Genomic DNA, 20,498 nt, shown 5'->3' on the forward strand with positions numbered 1-20,498 from the left:
TGATGTTAATGGTTTATTAGTACAAGGAGGAGGTAGTTTATGTGCATCATTAGATGTCGCAGGAGCACCAATCCATGTTGATGAAGCACCATGCACAGCAGAAGCAGGGACCTTAACAGCAGTAGCGAGCAGTGTATGTAGCACAGGGGAAGTAACGATTTCGGCAACACCAAACGGAGATGCAAACGAGCCAGCAGGATTTAGTACGATTTATGTATTAACGAGTGGAACGGATTTAGTGATTGAGCAAGTAAATGGCACACCAGACTTCACAGTAGAAGGAGGAGGGGACTTCACGATTCATACGTTAGTGTATCCAAGTGATTTAGATTTAAGTATAGTAGAATTAGGAGTAACGACAGGCTTTGATGTTAATAGTTTACTGATACAAGGAGGAGGCGAGTTGTGTGCAAGTTTAGATGTAGCAGGAGCACCAGTTAGTATCACTAATCCAGATGCAGGTACATTAACAGCAACAGCGACTAGTGTAGAGTTATCTAACGGAGAGGCAGAATTAAGTGCCACACCAAATGGAGATGCAAATGAGCCATCAGGTTACAGTACGATCTTTGTATTAACCAGCGGATCGGACTTAGTGATAGAGCAAGTAAATGCAACACCAGATTTTACAGTAACAGAAGCAGGAGATTACACGATTCACACGTTAGTGTATCCAAGTGATTTAGACTTAAGTGTAGTAGAGTTAGGAGTTACCACAGGTTTTGATGTTAATGGTTTATTAGTACAAGGAGGAGGTAGTTTATGTGCATCATTAGATATCGCAGGAGCACCAATCCATGTTGATGAAGAAGCTACAGCAGAATGCACAGCAGACGCTGGTACGTTATATTCGTTTCAACCAATACAATGTTTAAGTGGAGGAGTTGCAACTATTTTTGCAGAAGAAGTAGATGCACCCGTAATTCCAAATGGTTATGTTCAAACATTTGTTTTAACTAATGCTTTTAGTTTAACTATTCTAGATGTATCAAATACACCAGAGTTTGAAGTTGACCACGTCGGTTTCTATAGAATCCATAGTTTAGTGTACGATCCAAATACACTAGATTTAGGAATTGTAGAGCTAGGATCTACAACAGCATTAGATGTATTACCTTTATTAGAGCAAGGTGGTGGTGATATTTGTGCATCATTAGATGTTCATGGTGCTGTTAATTTAGTTTTACCTGGATGGATTTGTAACTTCTTCAATAACTTTTTTGGATTCGGAAGAAATGCAGAAGGAGATGCTGTAAATAATTGGTTAAATGAATTCGACAGCTATGACAGTTTTGAGGATGCTATATTAGGTGAATTAACAGAAGTCACAACATATCCAAATCCAGTAAAAACAACTTTAAATATTAAAACACTTTTATTTGAAGATGAGATTATAAATTTCTCAGTTATTGATATTCAGGGTCGAGTTTTAAAGCGCGGAGTTATTAATACGATATCTAGGGATTCGCATCAATTAGACATGAGTAATTTAAGTATGGGAACATATATTGTTCAATTAAATTCAGAATTTAGAAACTTTACTACTAAAATTCAAGTTAATTAGAATTAAGAGTGTAGTTTGAATTTAAAAGCCACCATGAAAATGGTGGCTTTTTTTATTAGAATATTTTAGTTTAAACGATAAACAGGATACTGTAAATGCGCCTTTTCATAATTTCTACTTTTCTTATGAATCCAATCTAATTGAGCGTACCAATTATTTGCAAACTCTTCATCATAACTTACTTTAACGTTATATTCAATTTGTATTTTTGGATTGGCTTTTAAAAATAACTCCGCTTTATCTTCCCAAACGTAAGGTGAAAACCCTTCTTTTTGTTGTAAAATGGTATCGAAGAAATTCCAATTAAAAAACGAATCTGGCGCATTGGGTTCTAATGTTTCCAAAAGATAGCGTATAGCCTTTTGGTCTGTCTTTACTATGTAATCTCCTGCTTTAAATAATAATTTCTCTGCAGATAATTTTACTTTAGTATTGTAATGTAAGTAATGACCTTCGTAAGGGTTTCTTCGTGTTTTATAATCATCAATTTTATACGACTCGACATTTACTAATGTGTCTTTTTCAATTTTGGTAAATTGAACGTTATTTAACTTTAAAAGACCTATAATGTTATGCCAGCCTTGAGGAATTACATATGCTTTTGGTATGGTAACTTCTTTTGTTGGTATAAAATAATTTTGGTAATTAATGTCTTTTGTAAAGGGTTGAGACGTATCATATTTAAGTCGCTTTGCACCTGTTAAGTCGCTTGGTATCATTTGTCCTTCGTAGCCTTTAAATTGCAGTGTTGTTGATTTGGTTGTATCTATAGTCCAAGCAAGCGGATAGGTTTTGCCTGCAGACCAAGTTTTAGCCTGTTGCCTTCTAAGTTCTGTGATTCTGTCACCTTGTTCTTCGGTAATTTCTATCATGCTTTTCATTAATTCGTAAGTGCCTTCTACACGCTGCTTATATGGTTTTAACATGTGTGTTTCTACCATCATACCTAGTGTATTAAATAATGTGGTGTATCCTGTAGAGTAGCGTGGTGAATCCATAAATTGAGAAAATCCTGACTCTGGCGTACTATTAAATACATTAACATAAGGTGTAATATCCCAAGACTTTGCTTCTAATTTCTCTTCTAATTGTGGCATCATTTGCGTCTGGATATAATCACCTAAGACACCGCCCATTTTATTATGTTGTGTAAATAAATGAGTTAATGTATATTGGTAATCCGCTCCATTACTCACATGATTATCTATAAATACATCTGGTTCAACTAGGTGAAATATTTTAGCAAAAGTTCTAGAATTTTTTGTGTCAGATTTTATAAAATCTCTATTTAAATCGTAATTACGTGCGTTACCTCTAAAGCCATAAGATTTCGGGCCATTCTGATTGGTACGAGTCCCTGTATTTCTATTTAAACTACCACCAACGTTATATATAGGGATAGTGACTAAGATTGTGCCTTTTGGTGCTTCAATTTTATTCTTTACAATATCTCTAAAGAGCATCATAGTGGCGTCAATACCGTCTGACTCTCCAGGATGAATTCCGTTATTTATAAGTAATATTCTATTGTCTTTTTTTAAAGATTTAAAATCATCACCAGAGCCAGACATATTAAGTGTTACAATATGTAAGGGATTACCTGAATCTGTTTCTCCAATAGCTTCAATACTAATCTCGTCAAAGTTATTTGCTAAGTCTGAATAATATTGAATAGTCTCATGATACGTTGCTGTTTCTAATCCATTACTTTTTTCAAAGACCGTTGTGAAATCTATATCCGATTTAATACTTGTTTTTTTATCTATATTATCTGCGCAAGAAGCAACTATTAACAAGAGTATAAAGAGTTTTTTCATATTGAGTTTATTTATATCTCAAACTTACAGATTTTAAAGTAAAAACTTTCTCGAATTTAAATTTCAAATTATAAAAAAGAGTAATTTTACGCTGTTTTCAAATCTCCTTTAATGCAACAAACAACAAATACAATTTTAATGATTCGCCCTGTAAGTTTCAGGATGAATGAACAAACTGCTGTAAATAATTATTTTCAAGAAGAATTAAATATAAAAAACAGTGAAATTAATACTAAAGCTCAAGAGGAGTTTGATGCTTTTGTAGAAAAACTTAGGGCTGTTGGTATTACTGTTGTTGTAGAAAACGATGATGAGCATTTAGATACACCAGATTCTATTTTTCCTAATAATTGGGTGAGTTTTCATGGGAATGGCGATGTTGCAAAATATCCAATGTTTGCAGAAAATAGAAGGAGAGAACGAAGAGATGAAGTTTTTATTCGTTTGGAGGAAGAGGGTTTTAAAATTGAAAATATTATAGATTATTCTTCTGCTGAGCTCGAAGGCATTTTTTTAGAAGGCACAGGAAGTATAGCATTAGATCGCGTTAACAGAAAGGCCTATTGTGCTTTATCACCCAGAGCTGATGAAGATTTATTTATAGAATTCTGTGAAGATTTTGAATTTACACCAGTGATTTTTACAGCCAATCAAACTGTAGACGGAAAGCGTTTGGCTATATATCACACCAATGTAATGATGTGCTTAGCTGAGAATTTTGCAGTTATTTGCTTAGATACTATTGATGATAAAAAAGAGCGCAAGAATGTTGTAAAACATTTAAAACAAGACGGAAAAGAAATTATTTCTATTACAGAAATGCAAATGCACCAATTTGCTGGTAATATGTTGCAATTAAGAGGTGATAATAATCAACGTTATTTAGTAATGAGTGAAGCTGCTCATAGTAGTTTAACTACTAACCAAATTAATAATATTGAGAAGTATTGTCCTATCATTTCTAGTTCTTTAGAAACTATTGAAACATGTGGAGGTGGCAGTGCTCGTTGTATGATGGCTGAAGTATTTTTGCCAAAAGCTTAGTCTATTTTATTAAAGATATAGGCACCTTTTTCTGCTCCCCAAACGTAATGTCCTTTGGCATCAAAACCGCGATCCCAAGACATAATTTTATCTTCTAAAATTTCTACTTCACTTCTTGCAAAAGAGGCACCGCGCATTGTACTTGCGCAAGACGCATCTCCTGTTTTTCCAATAAAATGATTGGGTGCTACACGACTAAGAATAACATCGCAGCCTTCTTTTAGTGCAATATCTTTTAGAGAAATTGAATCGAACGCTTTTGGTGTTTTCCATTTTCCTATCCATAATGAATCTACATCTAGCTTGTAAACAGCAGAACTGAATGTACTATCTGAGTTTCTAGTTACTTCATATATACGTTGACGATATGGTTTGTTTTGCATACTATTTAGAGCCTGTTCTACATATAGGAAATTACCTTTGTCTTCCCAAATAGGATACATGTGTAATGCAATATTATAATACGAAGAATCTACTTCTGCTTGTATTTCAGAATCAAAAGAGCCTTGCATTAATGAGAATAACTCTTTGAGTTCGCTATCTTCACTCATTTCGGATTTAGTCTCGTTTTTACAATTACTAAATAGTATAAGTATTAATGTAAATGGAAGAATGCGTTTCATAAGTCTATATTTTCTGATATAAATATAGATAAAATTAATTAGGCTTGTGGTGCTGTTTTGGGCAATTCAATAAAGAATTTACTACCAACGTTTTGAGTACTTTCTACCCAAATTCTACCATCATTAAGCTCAACTAAATCTTTAGCAATAGTTAGTCCAAGACCAGTGCCTTTTTCGTTTTTTGTACCAACTGTAGTAAAGTTTTTATTGGCGTTAAATAATTTATCAATATTCTCTCTAGAGATACCAACACCTGTATCTTCAATGCAAATAAGGGCTTTGCCATTAACATCTTGGTTAGAAACAGTAATCATATCACCAGTTCTGCTAAACTTCACTGCATTGGTTATTAGGTTCTGAATTACTATTTCTAGCATACTCTTGTCGGCATAAACAAAATCGCGCTGGGATTCGTCTATAAGTACAATGCGCTTATCCTCTACCTTTTGTTCTACCAATGCTATTTTGGTATGAAATACATCTTGGATATTAAATAACTCTGGTTTCGGTTCAAAGCTCTGCATTTGAGATTTAGACCAATTTAATAAATTGAATAAAAGCGAAGACGCATTATTGGCATTATCACTTAGTTCTGGTATTAAATCACTAAATTCTTCTTTACTTATACTATCTTCTTTTAGCAGATCTAAAAAAGCTTTTATAGATGATATTGAGTCCTTTAAATCGTGCGAAACGATTGAGAATAGTTTGTCTTTTACTTGGTTAACTTCTTCTAAATGATGAGTCTGTTCTAAAATCGCTTCACTTCTAATCTCTTCTTGAGCTAATTTGTCTTTTTGTACCGCAATAGTTTCTTTATATGTTTTAGATTTTAAAAAGCTAAATATTAAAAGTACTAAGAGCGTAATTAAAGCGATAAGTCCACCATATACTAGTACGGGATTATTTATCCAAGATGGCTTTATAGTTTTAGGATTGTCTTTAATATCACCTATATCTTCTTCAATCGAGTCAAGGTTATTTAAATCTAAAGGCTCTGTGTCTGTTGGAAAAACTGGTTTTTCCATTTCTAAAAGTTCCTCTTTTAAGTTATAATACTTGTTTTGCCAAAAAAATGCGTTTTGATAAAATCCACGAGTAGAATCTAATTCTATATGAAGTTTTAGGTTCTCTAAAAGCTCTGTTTTATTATCGATTTTTTGGGCAATAGCATAAGCTTCATCCAATTGAATTGCAGCTAATTTTACTTTCTTTTTTTGAAGATTTAGATTACCCATTGCGTTTAATGCACGCAGAATTCCTTCTTTATTATTTTGTTTTCGATTATATTTTAAACCTTCAATTAAATATTCAGAAGCCTTAATATATTCTTTAAATTCTAAGTATTCACTTCCAAGTTTTGGTAGAATTTCACCACGTAAATTTTGGTCTGTTTTTGGATTTAGAAGTTGCAATACATTCTCATAGTACTGAATAGCTCTTCGGTGTTCCTTTCTTATAGAATAGAGATCAGCAATATTCTTGGTGGAATTAATAATGCCTTTTTCATCTTTAATTTGCTTTCTAATATCAAGTGCTTTAATATTAAAATCTATAGCCTTATCAACTTGATTGGTTTTGTAATAAGCTTCAGCCAAATTATTATAGGCAGAGCTTAATTCATCTGAAAGACCTTGCTTTTCAAAAATCTTAATCGCAGATAGAGAATTTTTAAGACCAATAGCATAATTACCTCGTTTTATTTCAATAAGTCCAATGCTGTTGCTTACTTGGGCGACTCCAAGAGTATCACCAATTTCAAGATAGTATTTCCTTGATTTGTTGTAATTATCTATGGCATTATAATAATCATTACGTTGCGTATAGATTAATGCTCTATAGTAAATACTTTTAGCAAGACCTTTTGTGTAGTTTAGTTTTTGAGAAAGTTTTGCAGTTTCATTGACATATGGTAGTGCTTTATCATAATCTTCAATATTATAAAGTTCTTCAATGAGATTTAAGGACATATCTACTTTGGTAGAGTCAGCTTCGAGATAAGTTAACTTTACGGTAAGATCATCTATTTTTTCATTTTGAGAAAAAATGAAAAACGAAAGAACACAAGCAGCTAATGTCAATAACTGCTTCATCTTATAATTTGCGTAAGACGAAGTTTATGGTTTTGGTGTATGCAACTTTTATAGAGGGATGCCAAAAGTAAGTCAACACTAAACAATAACAACGTTGTTAATGTTTGATAATTAAGCCTCATTAATGTTTGGGACATTGATTAATAGCCTACCAAAAATCAGTTAATGAGTTCGAAAAAGCTAATAATTGGGATTTAAAGTCAATAAATTAGATGAAGTGACAGATGAAAAACATAAAAATTTAGCTATATCGATTAACGGCACAAATCATAGGAAAACTACTGTTTGCTCGATGAAATGCATGTTTTTCGTAAACATCTTTTAATCAATTAGTTATAATTATTTAGTTGATGGCAAATGGAATATGAATTACACTTACTTAGTTCTTTTGTAAATGGTTTTTTAGCAGTTATTGGGATGAATTTAGCTCAATAGTTTTAATTTATTTTAAGAGTGTGAGTATTTGTTTAATAGTTCACACACGTTTAAATCTGAGTTTGGTCTATAATGTAGAGTAGTAATATTATTTGAGGATACGAATAGCATAATTTCTTTTATATAATTGAATTGCCTTTATAACTTTTATTATAAGCTTGAGTTTGCTTATAAATAGCGAATTATGGTAGTCCAAAATCTTAATAAAACAATAAATCGACTATCTTTGGCAGCGTTTTAAAATACTATAACACGATTAATAATGAATCTTCAAGAGACTTTAGAATTACAAGTAAAATCAGGAATTAGTACGTTGTATAATGCAGAGTTGGAGTCTGTAGAATTTCAGGCAACTCGCAAAGAGTTTGCTGGTGATATAACAGTTGTGGTATTTCCTATGTTGCGCGTAGTAAAGGGCAATCCTGCAGTTATTGGCGAAAAGTTAGGAGAGTATTTGCAAAAAAATGTTGATTTAGTCAAAGGGTTTAATGTAGTCAAGGGGTTTTTAAACATAGAGATTGACAATTCATATTATTTAGATTTTTTTAATAAGATTAAAGATAAAACGGATTATGGCTATGCAGATTTAAAGGATAATAAGTCTATAATGGTCGAGTATTCTTCTCCAAATACTAATAAGCCCTTACATCTAGGTCATGTAAGAAATGTGCTTTTGGGCTATAGTGTCGCTGAGATATTAAAAGCATCTGGGAAACACGTTTATAAAACGCAGATTATAAATGATAGAGGCATTCATATTTGTAAAAGTATGTTGGCTTGGCAACGTTTTGGAAATGGAGAAACGCCAGAAACTACAGGTTTAAAAGGCGATAAGCTTGTTGGTAATTACTACGTAAAATTTGATAAAGCTTATAAGACTGAAATAGCACAGTTAATGAAGCAAGGTCAATCTGAAGAAGATGCAAAAAAGAATGCACCAATATTATTAGAAGCTCAAAACATGTTATTAAAATGGGAAGCTGGTGATAAAGATGTCGTAGCACTTTGGGGAAAAATGAACAGCTGGGTTTATGATGGATTTGAGGTTACTTACAATAATATAGGAGTCGATTTTGATACATATTACTACGAAAGTGAAACTTACCTATTAGGAAAAGAGTTTATAGCAGAAGGTTTAAAAACAGGAGTTTTTGAAAGAGATGCGGATGGTTCTGTTTGGTGTGATTTAACAGATGATGGTTTAGATAGAAAAATTGTATTACGTAGTGATGGTACTGCTGTTTATATAACACAAGATATAGGTACAGCTATACAACGTATTAAAGATTATCCAGATGTTGGAGGTATGGTCTATACCGTTGGTAATGAACAAGATTATCATTTTAAAGTATTGTTCTTAATCTTAAAGAAATTAGGTTTCGAATGGGCTAAAAATTTATTCCACTTAAGCTATGGTATGGTAGATTTACCAAGTGGTAAAATGAAAAGTCGAGAAGGAACTGTAGTTGATGCAGATGATTTAATCCATGAGATGGCTGAGACTGCAGAAGAAATTTCTAAGGAGTTAGGAAAGCTAGAAGACTATTCTGAGGATGAGAAGAAAGCACTTTATAGAACTATTGGTTTAGGCGCCCTTAAATATTATATTTTAAAGGTTGATCCTAAAAAGCGAATTTTGTTCGATCCAAAAGAATCAATTGATTTTCAAGGAAATACAGGTCCTTTTATCCAATATACTTATGCGAGAATTCAGTCCATTTTAAGAAAAGCAAATTTAGAAGAAGGTGTTATAATTAATAGTGGTAATTTAATTTTGCACGATAAGGAGAAGCAATTGATAAAGCAATTAGAAAACTTTCCAGATGTAATTCAAAATGCTGCAGAATACCATAGTCCGGCTTTAATTGCCAACTACACGTATGATTTAGTAAAAGACTTTAATTCTTTTTATCAGAACGTATCTATTTTGGGAGCTGATAAAAATGAAGAGAAGATATTAAGAGTAGCATTATCTAAATCTGTTAGTCAAACCATTAAAAATGCATTTGGTGTTTTAGGTATTGAAGTGCCAGAACGTATGTAGTTTTTATTATCACAAATAATTTCTATGCTGTATTACAATTAAAAACTTCGTCTCTTCATTTTTTGTACCTTAGTAATAATCAATTATTAAACGATATATAAATGAACTCAACATACATTTTCAAACTACCATTAAGTGTGTGTTTCTTTATGCTCTTATCTTTTTCTTTAAATGCCCAAGCTGATTATTCAGTGTTTAAAGGCAAAATTATAGATAGTAAATCTAATAGAGCGTTGGAGGCAGCTAACCTTAAAGTGAGTGATGGCAATATTGGTACAATTACAAATTCTGAAGGAGAGTTTGTACTAAAAGTACCACTGACGTTTTTAGATTCTAAATTAATCGTATCGTTATTAGGATATACTGCTCGAGAAATATCTCTTTCAGAATTACTGAAGGAAAACAATATTATTAAACTTGAGGAAGCTGTAACTAAACTTTCTGAGGTTAATATTTCAGCTTATAAAGATGCTGAGAATCTAGTGAAAAGAGTTTTTGAAGATAGAGATAAGAATGCCGAGGATAGATCTTTATATATGACCGCCTTTTACAGAGAAAGTATAAAGCGACGTAATAGAAATGTTTCTTTAACTGAGGCTATTGTAGATGTGTTAAAACGGCCTTACACTTCTATACAACGCGATGCTATTAAGCTAGGAAAAGCAAGAAAAAGCACAGATTATAAACGTTTAGATACAGTTTCTGTAAAATTACAAGGAGGTCCATTTTCGACTATTTATTTAGATATAATGAAGTATCCTGAATACATGTTTACAAATGAAACAATTTCTAGTTATAATTTTACATTTAGTCAACCAACTACACTTAATAACCGTAGTGTTTATGTAGTTAATTTTAAGCCTAGAAATAGCGGACTAAATCTCAATTACAACGGTACACTTTTTATAGATGTTGAATCTTTTGCATTAGTTAGTGCATCATATGCGCTAGATGTGAGTAACAAAAATAAAACTCGAAACCTTTTAGTTAAAAAGAAACCGAGAAATATAGAGGTATATCCTATTGAGGCTAATTACAGAGTAGATTATCAAACCAAAAATGATAAATGGTATTTTAGTTATTCAAGCTTAGATTTAAAATTTAAAGTTAAAAAGAAAAGACAATTATTTAATAAAGTTTATTCGTTATCAAGTGAGCTCGCGATAACCGATTGGGAAATTAATGTCACAGATAAAAAAATAATTGGAAAGGAAAGGCTTAGGCCAACTGTAATAATTGCTGATGCAATAACAGGATTCTCTGATCCAGATTTTTGGGGAGACTATAACTTAATTGAGCCCGATAAGTCCATAGAGATTGCGATAGAAAAGATTAAAAAGAATATAGACAAGCAAAAAGAGAATTAATTAAATTTCCCTTTGTAATAAATTGCTTGTTTAATATGTGCTAGATGATGATTGCCATGCCAAGCATATATGCCAATTGTTTCTTCTAAAGTAAAATGCTTTCCATGCTCTGGATGGATATATTCTCGTTTTAAATCTTCTGATTTAAAACTTCTCAATAAAATTCCCAGTTTCTGGTGAATACCCTTAAGAATAAAAATTGGTGCTTCAATAGAAGTGGAATAATCTATAAGTTTAGCAAATCGATCTTCAAAATAAGGCCTAATTGTAGGTGTTTCTTCCGTAATTGCTAATTTAAATCTAATGATACTGTTTATATGACTATCAGCGCAATGATGCACTACTTGCTTTATTGTCCAACCCTCTGGTCTATATTTAAAATTCAATTCTGTTTCAGAAAGATTATCTGTAAGTACCATAATTTCTTTTGGTAGTGCTTCAATAGAGTCTATCCATTCTTGTAAATGTTGCTGTGTTATTTGTTTTGGTTTTTCAAATTCCCCTATAGGGAACTTTAATTTATTAAGATCTTCAGATGTCATTCTACTCATTTTTTTAGTTTCATATTCACTCTATAAACATAGCCTAGACTTAGCTCTGTAAAATCGGCTTGACCAAGATTAGAGTTAAGATGAGCAGCAATAAAGAGATTATGTTTTGGAGCTTTATTAGTAGTCCAGAAATAATATTTTAAACCTAATCTGGCAGAAACAGTTCGTTTAATTTCGTAATACCAATTAAGCTCGCCTAATACTTCTATAGTTTCTCCATTTATATTTTCATAAGAGTAGCCCTGATTAAGTTGCCAGTCAATCTTATAAAATGGTTTGTAAATATTTAACCCTAAGTCAAACTCAAAACCAAAATGATCTACTAATAGTTCTGTTGTGGCAAATAGACCAAAATTAGTTGCATAGCCATAAGGATTATCTTTAAAATGAGGAAACTGAGATTCTACTAAAGCGCCGTTATTTTTTATATAATCATAGTAATGTTTATAGTACCTATAATAAAAACCACCTCCAATTTTAAAGGTATTATTAATAATTTTACCGGTATTCATTGAGAATGTATAAACCTCTTTTTTAGTATTAAAATTCTCAGATAATACATTTTGTCCTATCCCAAATCTAGTTGAGAAGTAAGTCTGAGATTTTGATTTGAACTGCTTTGTTTTTGTCTCAATTTCAGGCTGTAATTTAGTGTCTATATTTGCGGAGAAGCTAGCCGCAATAGAATTTAATCCTTGGTTAGGAAGTTTTGTGTGACCGTTGGAGTGATGCAGATAACCTAACCCAAATCGCCATTTGGTTTTCCTTGATTTAAAAAGGTCATAATAAATAAAGGACCTAAATGACCAATTTATTTTTGAAGTAATAGCTTTGTTAAAAGGGTTAGTTTCCACATCATATTGTGTATCCATATAAGAACCTCCAAAGCCAATTTGGAGATTTAAACCTGAAATTTTTTCTTTGAATATTGAAAACTCCATAAAAGGCATTAGTGTATATGCAAACCCAATTTTCTCAGAATTGCCAAAATCAGTAAACCCTATAGATATACCTGTTTTTGGGTAATTTAGCCTCTGAGCCCATTCTTTACTATTGTCAAAATTGTAAGTACCAAAATTGATAAATATGTTTTTTTGTAATGTAGTTTTGGGAAAGTCTGTATTGGCTTCAAGTGTTTTTCCAATAAGAATTTCTGGGATAAAAAATAGACTATTGGTATCTGATTTAGTTTCATTTTGTCCAAAAATATTCTGACAAAATAAAAGGCATATACTTAAAAGATAAAATTTAAAAAGTGCTTTAATAATACAATCGGTGATTAGTTGGTACCTCAAATAAACAACTAAAAGTTAAGTCTAAAACTAAAATTTGGAATAAATTTTAAAGAGCGGTTGTCAATTTCTATAATATTTTCTTCAGTATCTAAGGTATAAAAACGATTGATGATATTTGTTTGATTAAATATATTCCAAACAGATGTCCCAATTTCAGCTTGTACACCTTTAGACACCTTAAAGCTATATGATGCTGATAAGTCGGCTCTAACATAATCTGGTAATCTAGAGCTATTAGGTTTTGTGTACTCTATTGACGAATTATTAAGGTTCTGTAATTCTAAAGGTCTTGTATAAGGACGCCCAGAGTGCCAATTAATAGCTAAACCAACCTTAAAATCATTGACGTTATAGGTAAAAGAGGCATTAGCAACATGGGTTAAATCTAATGTGTTAGGAAATGAGTTTTCATCATTTAAATTATCAAAATTATAGTTGTTGTCACTTAACGTATAGCTGAGCCATGTACTTAATCTATTAAAGCGTTTATTGATTAGAAAATCGAGACCAGTTACTGTATAAGATCCGATATCATTAATAAATTGAAATTGATTTTGAAAGCCTTGACTCTGCGCTGTAATATCATTTACATTTTTATAATACCCTTCTAATGAAACTAGTAGTTTGTTGTGATTATAAGATAAACCTAAGGATATCTGTTGACTCCTAATTAAAGGTACACTTTCGCCATTTGCTAGTTGCCATCGTCTCTTTTCTATACCAAAGAAGTCTTGTTGTAAATCTATAATTTGAGTAATAGATTGACTTTTTAATTCTCCCAAAATTTCTAATCTAAAATGATCCGTAATTTTTTGATTAAATGCAAAACGAGGTTCCATAACAAGCTCTTTCTGCTTTTCAAAATAACTGATTCTTGCGCCAAAGCGAATGTAAGTATTTCGAGATTTTGAGTAACGTTCTGTTTCACCAAAAACAGCATGTGTTCTTACAATTTCTTTTAGTAAACTTGTAAAGTTAGGATTAGAAACGTCTTCAAAATTTGTAACTCCGACCTCGTTAAATTGATAGCCACCTCTAACAACAGTACTATTATCAATAGTTTTAGAAATATCTAATCGTAGACCATAATCTTCAACCTTATTTTCCTGATTTAGAAGTTGCTGATTTGTAATATCGTTATTCTTTGCGTTTAAATTGTACCTAGAATAATAGGCCTCTGCCGAAGTATAAAGACCATCTTTAAAAACTTTAGAATAATTGGTGCTTGCTCCGTAACTGACCTGGTTAAGAGCACTTCTCGTTTCCTGAAAATTGTTATCAGTATTTGTAAATATTTGATTATAGTCTAAGTTATTGTAAATATTTAGTAAGTTGATTTTGAACTTAGAAGATGAATCTATGTTATATAAAAATTTTGCATTGAAGTCATAAAATAAAAAACGTTCGTCTAATGCTAAAACTGTATTTATATTACTAGATGCATTTAATTCAGAATCTCTAAAAATACGATCAAAATAAGCATCGTAGGTTGTAGATGCTACTATATCAGTAAAAGAGCGTCGCGCAGATAATTCTACTTCTGTTTTTTTGCCAATAGGAATTTTAGCATAGCCGTCAAGACTCAAAAGATTAGAGCCTAACCCAGCTTTAAATTTATCATCTATATCATCAGAGTTTTTAATAGTCAATGTGCCTGAAACTCCATTACCAAAAAGGGCACTAGTACCATTTTTAGAAATACGAATATCATTTGTTAAATATGGATTAAAAGCAGAAATTAACCCAAAAAAATGTCCGGATTGATACATTCTTATACCTTCATAAAGAATAAGATTTTGATCATTAGTGCCTCCTCTAATATTAATGTTAGAAATACGCTCATCAACACTATTAATTCCTGGTAAATTTTGTGCTATTTGTAAAACATCTGGCTCTAGTAGACCAGGCAAAATATCGAAAGCTTTAGCATCTACTTCTACGGCTCCATTGTTTGTTTTATAAATACCCTTAGTAAGGTAATTGATAACAACAACTTCTTCTAAACGTTGAATTAATTTTTGCGTTTGTGTTATAGCTATAAAACGTTTACTAAGGATTTTAAAATCAAGTTGTGTTGCAGTTTTAAGGTGTATAAGTACCTGCGAAAACGAAAGTTCTGGGTATAAAGGGGAAATGGAAATACCCCTAATTGTTTTAGTTTCATAAGAAAACTTAACATTATATTGCTTCTCTATCTGTTCTAGTATTTGAACAAGCGGCAGTTTTTCCTCATCTTGGGTAAAAGCCAAATTAGAAGAAGAAATTATAAAAAAATATAAAACTACTTTAAGTAATAGTTTATTCACGTTTTAGAAAAATAGAAGTTCCAGACTTACTATAGCTTAAATGTAAAGGTATTGTGACAGACTTCAGTGCTAAATCTAAATTTTTGTGTGTAAAACTTCCTGTAAATAATCTCGATGTATCAATATTTTCTGCGCCTATAGTTATATTGTATTGATTTTCTAATTCAGAAATAATATGCTTCAAAGCCACTTCTTTAAAGCTACTTTCTCCTAACAACCAATTTGGTTGTATGGAGTCTTCTCTTTCATTATCAATTAATTTTCCATCTACAATTAGCAATTTATTTCCAGCTCTTAATTTTACTATTTCTTTATTTATAGACACTGCAACTAGGCCTTCATAACAAACAACTTCAAAATAATCTTCGCGTTCTTTTACTTTAAATTCGGTACCTAAAACTGTAACGGTCCCAGCATCAGTAATAACATCGAATTTTTGACCTTTAGCCACTTTGAAAAAAGCTTCACCTTTTAAGTGAACTATTCTTTTATTATCCCAATTACTTTTATTGAAAACTAATTTAGAATTGGCATTTAAATTAACGGTTGATTCATCTGGAAGTTCTGTTAATATTTGCTGCGCAATTTCCGTATTAATTGATGTATCTAGCGTGGTCGTGTAAAAATAAAGACCATAACAAATCGCTAAAATTCCCGCTATTTTTAATAATGGTTTAAACCATGTGATATTACTCACGGTTGTTGTTCTTAGATTTGGTTTTAAATTTTCGTAATTATGATCAATAGAAAATTCTGGTGCTTTAAATTTTTTTAATGCGCCATCTAAGTTCGTTAAATCTTTATAATCCTCTAGTTGTTCAAAAGCTTTCTGTTCTTCTGCGTTGAGGTTGTTATCTAACCATTTTTTTATGATATCTTCTCTATTCATAATAGTAATTCATCTATATAACAGTTCTCTTGTAAATATTCCTACCCATTTCATTATTACAATATAAATTAAAGCCCATCAATTTCCTTACGTAATTTTTTTAGAGCACCGTAAATTCGTTTTTCTACAGCTTTTGTAGATATATCTAAAAGTGCAGCAATTTCTTTAAATCGTTTACCTTCAATTCTATTCATTAAAAAGGCAACACGCTGTGCTTCAGTTAAATTAGCTATAGCTTTCTGCAACTTTTGGTGATATTCCTTCTCTTGCAAAACAAACTCGGGTGACTCATTAGTAGCATGTTTTTGAGGTATTTTTTGATATCGTAAAACTACTTTTTGGTGGGCAACAGCATTGAGCATTAAATTATTCGCCGTGGTAAACAAAAAACTTTTTGCTTTAGGCGGAGTTACTTTACCACAATTTTGCCATAATTTTATAAAAGCCTCCTGGACTTTATCTTGCGGATTTAAATGTTCACCAAATTTATAATATAAGAAGTCATGAAGATTTTTTGAATGTTTTTTATATAAACGTTCAAATAATTGATCTTCACAAATATTATCTAGTATTGGTTGTTCCATAGTTTTGAGACATCCAAAGTATAAATTATTTTTTAACATACATAGGTAGGAGAAATTAAAATTTAATTGTTTTATAATAAATAGATGAAAATTTTAAGTGATGAAAACCCAATTCAATAATTTAATCCTACTAACCTTTTTTGCCCTTTTCTGCCTAACTTCCTGTCAAGATGAAGTAGCAGAAATTAGTAATCCTACAGACCAAGAAATAATTCTTCCTAACTCACCACTTGCGGCGGTTATGAGTAACGTTTCTGCAAATAATGGTGCAATTGACGATTTTTTAGATGATGCAAGTTGTTTTTCAATAGACTTGCCTGTTACTATAGTTGTAAGTGATATTACTATTACTGTCCAAACCAGTGAAGATTTAGAGGAGTTAGAAGAATTGTTTGAAGAGTTTAACGATGTTGAAGATTTCTTTGATTTTATCTTTCCAATTACAATAATATTTAATGACCATTCAGAATTAGTTATTGAAAACCTAGAGCAATTGCAAAATTTAATATCGGATTGTGATGATGAAGATGAGGTGATAGAATGTATTGATTTTGTATATCCAATTTCATTTTCAATTTTCAATTCAGAATTTAATATTGTTGATACTATAACGATAGATAATGATCAAGCTTTACATGAGTTTTTAGATAATTTAGAGGATGGAGATAGCGCTCTTATTGTTAGCTTAAATTATCCTGTGAATTTAGAATATGCTAATGGAGAAATTATTGAAGTTAGTACTAATCAAGAATTAGCGGAAGCTATACAATTAGCCGAAGACGATTGTAATGACGGTAATGAAAACGATTGTGATGAAGAAGATATAGAGCTTACTCTAAAAGAATGTAAATGGGAAATTGCTTCTTACTCTAGTTTTCCTGAATTTGAAGGCCTATTACTAGAGTTTAATACAGACTATACCTTCGATATTATATTAGACGAAAATCAAATCTTATCAGAGGGTAATGCATGGTCTGTTGTTGCTAATGAAGAAGCATCTTACTTAGTTTTAACAACTGATTTTGAGGATTTAGGTGGTGATTGGCAAATTATAGAATGTGATGATGATAGGTTTGAATTTGTTAAAAATTCAGAAACTATGGTCCTAGAACAGGTTTGCGATGATGATTTAAACTGTTCTTTTAATGATATCAGTGCTATATTACAAGAATGTCCTTGGGACTTTACAGATGCAGAAGATAGTTACAGTAATTATCAAATGATTTTTAACCCAGATGGTGATTTACAAATTACCGAAGGTATTGCCACATCGGCCATTGGAGGGTCTTGGGATTTAACCTCGACAGATAATGGTGTTTTATTAACGTTTTCTGAATTAACGGCTTTTCAAAATGATTTGGGTGGCGACTGGTTAATTATAGAATGTGATAATGATAGGTTAAAAATAATACAAGGTGACCACTACTTAATTTTAGAACAAGATTGTGTCGACGAAACAGAAGTGTTTGATTGTTTTACTGATTTTGAATTAGTAGAATGCGCCAATGATGCTGGTGAAGCACTTTTTAATTTAAGTGCAGATACAATTGGTCTTATTGATTGTTCTCAAGGTTTTTTGGCTTCATTTCATTATAGTGAAGCAGATGCTGAGGCAAACATAGGAGCTATTTTAGATACAGAATCATATGGTTCTGTAAGTGGACAAGTTTATCTAAGGATTGAGGCTGAAAATGGAATATTTCAAATATTTAACGTGTTTTTAAATGCTATTGAGTGTAATCAATTTGAGTGCTTTGAAAGCTTTGATGCGGTTATAGAACTTTGCGATGCGGGCAATGATGGATTTGAAGTGTTTGATTTAACAATCGCTTTTGCTAACTGTATATCAAGTGTAGATATAGTAACATATTATGAAACTCAAGTTGATGCTGAATCTGAGACAAACCCGCTTGCTAATCCTCAGGGTTACACAAATATTAGTTTGCAACAAACCATATATGTTAGAGCTGAAGTAGATAATGAATTTGAAATATTTACAATACAATTACTATTAGAAGATTGCTCGGAAGAGAACTGTACAGAAGAAGACGTAGATGCCTTTTTAACATCTTGTATTTGGAATGCGGTGAACTACAATGGCAGTGATAATTTATTAGAATGGAATTTTGATTTTGAGTCAAATAGCCAAATTGTAGTCATTTATACAGATACGCAAACTATAGATGCCACATGGACTACATCGCAATCTAATGAAGGTGTAATTGTTGAATTTTCAAATGTTTCCGGACCAAATATTCAGGCGATAACAGGTGAGTGGTTAGTAATAGAATGTGAAGAAAATCGATTGGAGTTGCATAGAGGCGATGATATTTTAGTCTTAGAAAGAAACTGCAATTAATAAAGAGAACCGCTAAATAAGTTAGTAAATTTTTAGTAAGTTTAGGTTGATGAAGAGAGTTGCCACCGCTAGGCAGCTCTTTTCTTTTATGATATTCTCAATTTAAAGTATATAGAATTATAGACATCACACTTCATTTATCCCTTGTAAATTCATAAATTTGCAACTTCAAAAAGAGATAAAGATTATGTTCAATAATTTAAGCGATAAGTTAGATAAAGCGTTACATGTTTTAAAAGGTCATGGCAGTATCACAGAAGTAAATGTAGCTGAGACACTAAAAGAGGTAAGACGTGCGCTTTTAGATGCCGATGTTAACTTTAAAATTGCTAAAGAGTTTACGAATAGGGTTAAAGAAAAGGCACTTGGTCAAAATGTACTAACAACACTTCAGCCAGGCCAATTAATGGTTAAAATCGTTAAGGATGAATTAACCGAATTAATGGGTGGTGATGCAGAAGGCATAAATCTTTCGGGTACACCTAGTGTAATTTTAATGTCTGGTTTACAAGGTTCTGGTAAGACCACTTTTTCTGGTAAACTAGCTAATTATTTAAAAAATAAAAAAACAAAGAAACCTTTATTAGTAGCTTGTGATGTGTATCGTCCTGCTGCAATTGACCAATTACATGTGGTAGGTGATCAAATAGGAGTAGAGGTATTTAGTGATCGTGGTAATAACGATCCTGTGGCTATATCTAAAGCTGGTATTGCACATGCTAAAGCTAATGGTCATAATGTAGTTATTATTGATACTGCAGGTCGTTTAGCAGTAGATGAAGCAATGATGACTGAAATTTCTAATATCCACAAATCAATACAGCCACAAGAAACTTTATTTGTTGTGGATTCGATGACAGGTCAGGATGCAGTTAATACAGCAAAGGCGTTTAATGATATTCTTAATTTTGATGGTGTAATACTGACAAAATTAGATGGAGATACTAGAGGTGGTGCAGCTATTTCTATAAAGTCTGTAGTTAATAAACCAATTAAATTTATAGGTACAGGCGAGAAGATGGAAGCTATAGATGTTTTCTATCCATCACGTATGGCAGATCGTATTCTAGGAATGGGAGATGTTGTGTCTTTAGTAGAAAGAGCCCAAGAACAGTTTGATGAGGAAGAAGCTCGTAAACTTCAGAAAAAGATTGCCAAAAACCAATTTGGGTTTGATGATTTCTTAAAGCAAATTCAGCAAATTAAGAAGATGGGTAATATGAAGGATTTAATAGGTATGATTCCAGGTGCTGGAAAGATGATGAAAGATGTTGATATTGATGATGATGCTTTCAAAGGGATTGAGGCAATTATTCATTCTATGACACCAGCCGAGCGATCTAATCCTTCACTGATAAATGCCAGCAGAAAAAAGCGTATTGGTAAAGGCTCGGGTACATCTGTACAAGAAGTGAACCAATTATTAAAGCAATTTACGCAGATGAGCAAGATGATGAAGATGATGCAAGGTGGAGGCGGTAAGCGAATGATGCAAGCCATGAAGAATATGCCACGTTAAATTTTATA

The 20,498-nt window shown here is 31.9% G+C and carries 14 protein-coding genes; 6 read left to right on the forward strand and 8 right to left on the reverse strand.

Going from position 1 to position 20,498, the window contains the following annotated elements; all coding sequences use genetic code 11:
* The coding region (locus tag ACFWU4_RS15695; RefSeq protein WP_411129581.1) for a T9SS type A sorting domain-containing protein at positions 1 to 1,564 on the forward strand (1,564 nt) is incomplete at its 5' end.
* 65 nt (positions 1,565 to 1,629) lie between these two features.
* On the opposite strand, the gene ACFWU4_RS15700 is transcribed toward ACFWU4_RS15695, so the two are convergent.
* On the reverse strand, positions 1,630 to 3,381 hold the full coding sequence (locus tag ACFWU4_RS15700) for a M14 family metallopeptidase (protein ID WP_411129583.1): 1,752 nt from the start codon (positions 3,379 to 3,381) through the stop codon (positions 1,630 to 1,632).
* Positions 3,382 to 3,492: 111 nt separating this feature from the next.
* Between ACFWU4_RS15700 and ctlX the strand changes: the two genes are divergently transcribed.
* Positions 3,493 to 4,425, forward strand: coding sequence for a citrulline utilization hydrolase CtlX (ctlX, locus tag ACFWU4_RS15705; protein ID WP_411129585.1), 933 nt, complete (start codon positions 3,493 to 3,495; stop codon positions 4,423 to 4,425).
* Here ctlX and ACFWU4_RS15710 read toward each other — a convergent pair.
* Positions 4,422 to 5,048 (reverse strand): chromophore lyase CpcT/CpeT, encoded by a 627-nt coding sequence (locus ACFWU4_RS15710; protein WP_411129587.1) that lies wholly within the window; start codon positions 5,046 to 5,048, stop codon positions 4,422 to 4,424. The genes ctlX and ACFWU4_RS15710 overlap by 4 nt on opposite strands.
* A gap of 38 nt (positions 5,049 to 5,086) precedes the next feature.
* Complete coding sequence (locus ACFWU4_RS15715; protein WP_411129588.1) at positions 5,087 to 7,141, reverse strand: ATP-binding protein; 2,055 nt, start codon at positions 7,139 to 7,141, stop codon at positions 5,087 to 5,089.
* Between the two features lie 697 nt (positions 7,142 to 7,838).
* Here ACFWU4_RS15715 and argS point away from each other — a divergent pair.
* Both argS and ACFWU4_RS15725 read left to right on the forward strand, forming a co-directional pair.
* Positions 7,839 to 9,620 (forward strand): arginine--tRNA ligase, encoded by a 1,782-nt coding sequence (argS, locus tag ACFWU4_RS15720; protein WP_411129590.1) that lies wholly within the window; start codon positions 7,839 to 7,841, stop codon positions 9,618 to 9,620.
* 101 nt (positions 9,621 to 9,721) lie between these two features.
* A complete protein-coding gene (locus ACFWU4_RS15725; RefSeq protein WP_411129591.1) occupies positions 9,722 to 10,987 on the forward strand; it encodes a carboxypeptidase-like regulatory domain-containing protein in 1,266 nt (421 codons plus the stop codon).
* Here ACFWU4_RS15725 and ACFWU4_RS15730 read toward each other — a convergent pair.
* The 5 genes from ACFWU4_RS15730 to ACFWU4_RS15750 all read right to left on the reverse strand — a co-directional run bounded on the left by ACFWU4_RS15730 (position 10,984) and on the right by ACFWU4_RS15750 (position 16,612).
* Positions 10,984 to 11,538 (reverse strand): YfiT family bacillithiol transferase, encoded by a 555-nt coding sequence (locus ACFWU4_RS15730; RefSeq protein WP_411129593.1) that lies wholly within the window; start codon positions 11,536 to 11,538, stop codon positions 10,984 to 10,986. The genes ACFWU4_RS15725 and ACFWU4_RS15730 overlap by 4 nt on opposite strands.
* A complete protein-coding gene (locus ACFWU4_RS15735) occupies positions 11,535 to 12,833 on the reverse strand; it encodes an acyloxyacyl hydrolase (protein WP_411129595.1) in 1,299 nt (432 codons plus the stop codon). The genes ACFWU4_RS15730 and ACFWU4_RS15735 overlap by 4 nt, the downstream gene beginning before the upstream one ends.
* Before the next feature lie 8 nt (positions 12,834 to 12,841).
* Positions 12,842 to 15,139 (reverse strand): TonB-dependent receptor domain-containing protein, encoded by a 2,298-nt coding sequence (locus tag ACFWU4_RS15740; RefSeq protein WP_411129597.1) that lies wholly within the window; start codon positions 15,137 to 15,139, stop codon positions 12,842 to 12,844.
* On the reverse strand, positions 15,132 to 16,028 hold the full coding sequence (locus tag ACFWU4_RS15745) for a FecR family protein (RefSeq protein ID WP_411129598.1): 897 nt from the start codon (positions 16,026 to 16,028) through the stop codon (positions 15,132 to 15,134). The genes ACFWU4_RS15740 and ACFWU4_RS15745 overlap by 8 nt, the downstream gene beginning before the upstream one ends.
* Positions 16,029 to 16,096: 68 nt before the next feature.
* On the reverse strand, positions 16,097 to 16,612 hold the full coding sequence (locus ACFWU4_RS15750) for an RNA polymerase sigma factor (protein ID WP_411129600.1): 516 nt from the start codon (positions 16,610 to 16,612) through the stop codon (positions 16,097 to 16,099).
* Between the two features lie 100 nt (positions 16,613 to 16,712).
* Here ACFWU4_RS15750 and ACFWU4_RS15755 point away from each other — a divergent pair, with 100 nt between their 5' ends.
* Together ACFWU4_RS15755 and ffh are read left to right on the forward strand one after the other, a co-directional pair.
* Positions 16,713 to 18,971, forward strand: a complete 2,259-nt coding sequence (locus ACFWU4_RS15755) for a hypothetical protein (RefSeq protein ID WP_411129602.1) — start codon at positions 16,713 to 16,715, stop codon at positions 18,969 to 18,971.
* Between the two features lie 187 nt (positions 18,972 to 19,158).
* On the forward strand, positions 19,159 to 20,490 hold the full coding sequence (gene ffh / locus ACFWU4_RS15760) for a signal recognition particle protein (RefSeq protein ID WP_411129603.1): 1,332 nt from the start codon (positions 19,159 to 19,161) through the stop codon (positions 20,488 to 20,490).
* Positions 20,491 to 20,498: the final 8 nt, after the last annotated feature.

The sequence above is a fragment of the Winogradskyella sp. PE311 genome, assembly GCF_046545555.1.
GTDB lineage: Bacteria > Bacteroidota > Bacteroidia > Flavobacteriales > Flavobacteriaceae > Winogradskyella.